Here is a 3,408-nt window from a genome sequence, read left to right on the forward strand (position 1 = left end):
GAAGAAGGTCATCGACAACGTCGGTCTCGGGCTCAAGGGCAACTGGCGGCCGCAAGCACTGGAAGCGTTGGAGTCGGTCGGCCTGGCGGACCGCGCCCACGAATGGCCGGCGGCACTGTCCGGTGGCCAGAAGCAACGCGTGGCCCTGGCCCGCGCGCTGATCCATCAACCGCGCCTGCTGTTGCTCGACGAACCGCTGGGCGCACTGGATGCCCTGACCCGTATTGAAATGCAGCAACTGATTGAACGGCTCTGGCAGAAGCACGGTTTCACCGTGTTGCTGGTGACCCACGACGTCAGTGAGGCGGTGGCGATTGCCGATCGGGTGATTCTGATTGAAGAGGGCGAAGTCGGCCTCGACCTGGCAGTGGAATTGCCGCGCCCTCGGGTTCGCGGCTCCCATCGGCTGGCGGCGCTGGAAACCGAAGTGCTCAACCGCGTGCTGTCGGTACCCGGCCAACCGCCGGAACCGGAACCTGTTTCACCATTGCCCACGCAATTGCGCTGGGCTCAATAACGTTAAAACTCATCCAACGACAGGAATCAACATCATGACTATCAAAGCCATCAACGTTCGTAACCAGTTCAAAGGCTCGATCAAGGAAATCGTGCTCGGCGACGTCCTCTCGGAAATCGACGTGCAGACTGCCTCCGGCATCGTCACTTCGGTGATTACCACTCGTTCGGTGAAAGAGCTGGAACTGGTGGTCGGCAGCGAAGTGATCGCGTTTGTGAAATCCACCGAGGTGTCGATCGCCAAGTTGTAAGTGCGTGCGCCAACAACAACCCCGGAGGGTGTGAGCCCTTCGGGGTTTTTTATGCGTGCAGTGGTAGTGGTGGTGTATTCGAAGGCCGCGATCTTTTAAAGCGCTACGCGCTTGGGCAGGTACGGCGGCAAATACAGCCCGAGGTAGGCATCAAACACCCGCATCCCTTCTTCAGCCATGCGCGGTGTGATCTGCCCATGTTGCTGCACCGAGCGCGCATACACTCGATCTCCCAGCTCCATGGCCAGGGCAAACACATCGACATCTGTCGGCAGCTTTGGCAGCTCGAAGTGATGGTCGAACAGTTTGTGCATCAGGTCGCCGAGTTCGATGTCGTGCTGGCGGTCAGCCTGGGTGACTTCGGTCAGGCCGTGCTGGGCGAGGATGAGTTGGCGGGCAGCGGCGTCTTCGTCGTAGATGTCGAGCATGCGTTGCTCCACCAGTCGCGACAGATCGCGCCAGCCGTTGAGGGCGTGGTGGTCGATGGGCGCTTGCAGGCAAGCACGGAACGCGGCGTGGACGTCGGCGGTCAGGGCTTCGAGCAGGGCCGGGACGCTGGCGAAAAAGTGGTAGACGGAGGAGGGCGGGATCTCTGCGCGTTCAGCGACGCTGTAGATCGACAGACTGGCCACGCCCTCGGCGGCCAGCAGCGTGCGGGCGGCATCGAGTATCGAATCGATCCGGGCCTGGCTGCGTGCGCGGGGTTTGCGTGGGGTGGCGAGTCGGGTCATTGAAGTCTCCTGCAGGGCAGCGGGCATTGTACGAGCAGGTTTCTTTGTTGTCTGCCAGGACGCTTTCGCGGGCAAGCCTCGCTCCTACAGGGGCGCCGATCGACATGGGCTTGTAGGAGCGAGGCTTGCCTCGTAGCTGTTGCCTTCCACGGGCGCGCCCGGCTCGATCTTGTTGACCAGGCCGTGGTGCACGCCGGCCAGGACCGAGGCCATCAGCAGGTACGGGTTGGCATCGGCGCCAGCCACACGGTGTTCAATGCGCACGGCATCGGAGGAGCCGGTTGGTACGCGAATCGCCACGGTGCGGTTGTCCAGGCCCCAGCACGGCGAGTTCGGCACGTAGAACTGCGCGCCGAAACGACGGTAGGAGTTGACGTTCGGGCAGAGGAAAGCCATCTGCGCCGGCAGGGTCTCGAGCACACCGCCGATCGCGTGACGCAGTGCGGCGTTCTGCTCGGGATCCTCGCTGGCAAAAATGTTTTTGCCATCTTTATCAAGAATCGAGATGTGGACGTGCAGACCATTACCCGCCTGGCCTGGATATGGCTTGGCCATGAAGGTGGTGTCCATCTCATGGTCGTAGGCGATGTTTTTGATCAGACGCTTGAGCAGCACCGCGTAGTCGCAGGCCTTTATAGGGTCGGCCACGTGGTGCAGGTTCACTTCGAACTGCGCCGGGGCGCTTTCCTTGACGATCGCGTCGGCAGGGATGCCTTGCTCTTTCGCACCTTCCAGAATGTCCTGGAGGCAGTCGACATATTCATCCAGATCGTCGATCAGGTAGACCTGGGTCGAGTGCGGACGTTTGCCGGAGATCGGCGAGCGCGGCGGTTGCGGGCGACCGTTCACGTTTTCCTGGTCGATCAGGTAGAACTCCAGTTCGAACGCGGCGCAGATGGTCAGGCCCATCTCATCGAACTTGGTCACCACTTGACGCAGGACTTCGCGCGGGTCGGCGAAGAATGGTTCACCTTCGAGTTCGTGCATGGTCATTAACAGTTGCGCAGTCGGGCGCTTCTGCCAGGGCTCATTGCACAGGGTGTCGGGGATTGGATAGCAGATTCGGTCAGCATCGCCGATGTCCAGGCCCAGGCCGGTGCTTTCCACCGTCGAGCCATTGATATCCAGAGCAAATAGAGAGGCCGGCAGGTTGATGCCTTTCTCGTAAACCTTGTGGAGGCTGGTGCGTTCGATGCGCTTGCCGCGCACCACACCATTCATATCCGCAATCAGAAGGTCAACGTACAGAACCTCAGGATGTTCCTTAAGGAACGCGTTCGCTTCGTTAAGCTGAACGGCACGCGGGGGTACCGACATGATGCAACACCTTTGTTGTTAAAAATATCAATCATTGATCTTTTCAGATTCCAGTCAACCCGAACGGCATGCCGAAGTCAAGCGAGGCCTTTTTTGCCCTAAAAAAGCGCTCGCAAGGCTTTTTTGAGGCACTTTGGGGCGTATTTTTGTCTTCTGACGTCTTGGCTCCCGCGGGCTTGAGCGGGCCGTGTTGTATTTTTTACGGGGGTGTTGTGTAAAAAAATGAACAAGGCTAAGCTCGATTCAAACCCATAACAGCAATAATACCGGGGTGCTTCATGTCTCGCCTGCCGTTAATCGGCGTCACCGCCTGCTCAAAGCAGATCGGTCTGCATGCTTATCACATCAGTGGCGACAAATACGTACGCGCCGTGGCTTCAGCTGCCAAAGGCCTGCCGTTGATTCTTCCATCCCTGGCAGATCGACTGGCGCCGTCCGATATTCTGGACGCTCTGGACGGCATTCTTTTTACAGGCTCTCCTTCTAATATAGAACCGTTTCACTACAACGGCCCGGCCAGCGCGCCGGGTACTGCTCATGATTCTGCACGCGATGCCACCACTCTCCCGCTGATCCGCGCCGCTGTCGAGGCT

General features: G+C 59.4%; 4 protein-coding genes and 1 pseudogene. 3 read left to right on the forward strand and 2 right to left on the reverse strand.

Going from position 1 to position 3,408, the window contains the following annotated elements:
• Both AC1DLB_RS28385 and AC1DLB_RS28390 read left to right on the forward strand, forming a co-directional pair.
• Nucleotides 1-517 (forward strand): ATP-binding cassette domain-containing protein (locus AC1DLB_RS28385; protein ID WP_477786128.1); only part of this gene is annotated, 517 nt, incomplete at its 5' end.
• A gap of 34 nt (nt 518-551) precedes the next feature.
• Nucleotides 552-767: a TOBE domain-containing protein gene (locus AC1DLB_RS28390; protein WP_003229256.1), complete on the forward strand. Its 216-nt coding sequence runs from the start codon at nt 552-554 to the stop codon at nt 765-767.
• Nucleotides 768-862: 95 nt separating this feature from the next.
• On the opposite strand, the gene AC1DLB_RS28395 is transcribed toward AC1DLB_RS28390, so the two are convergent.
• Complete coding sequence (locus tag AC1DLB_RS28395; protein WP_064621024.1) at nt 863-1,498, reverse strand: TetR/AcrR family transcriptional regulator; 636 nt, start codon at nt 1,496-1,498, stop codon at nt 863-865.
• A 105-nt stretch (nt 1,499-1,603) separates the two neighbouring features.
• Nucleotides 1,604-2,815, reverse strand: a pseudogene (locus tag AC1DLB_RS28400) (glutamine synthetase family protein); the annotation flags it as partial.
• A 278-nt stretch (nt 2,816-3,093) separates the two neighbouring features.
• Between AC1DLB_RS28400 and AC1DLB_RS28405 the strand changes: the two are divergent.
• Nucleotides 3,094-3,408 (forward strand): gamma-glutamyl-gamma-aminobutyrate hydrolase family protein (locus AC1DLB_RS28405; protein ID WP_477786129.1); only part of this gene is annotated, 315 nt, incomplete at its 3' end.

This window comes from Pseudomonas sp. 05N434 (genome assembly GCF_056396965.1).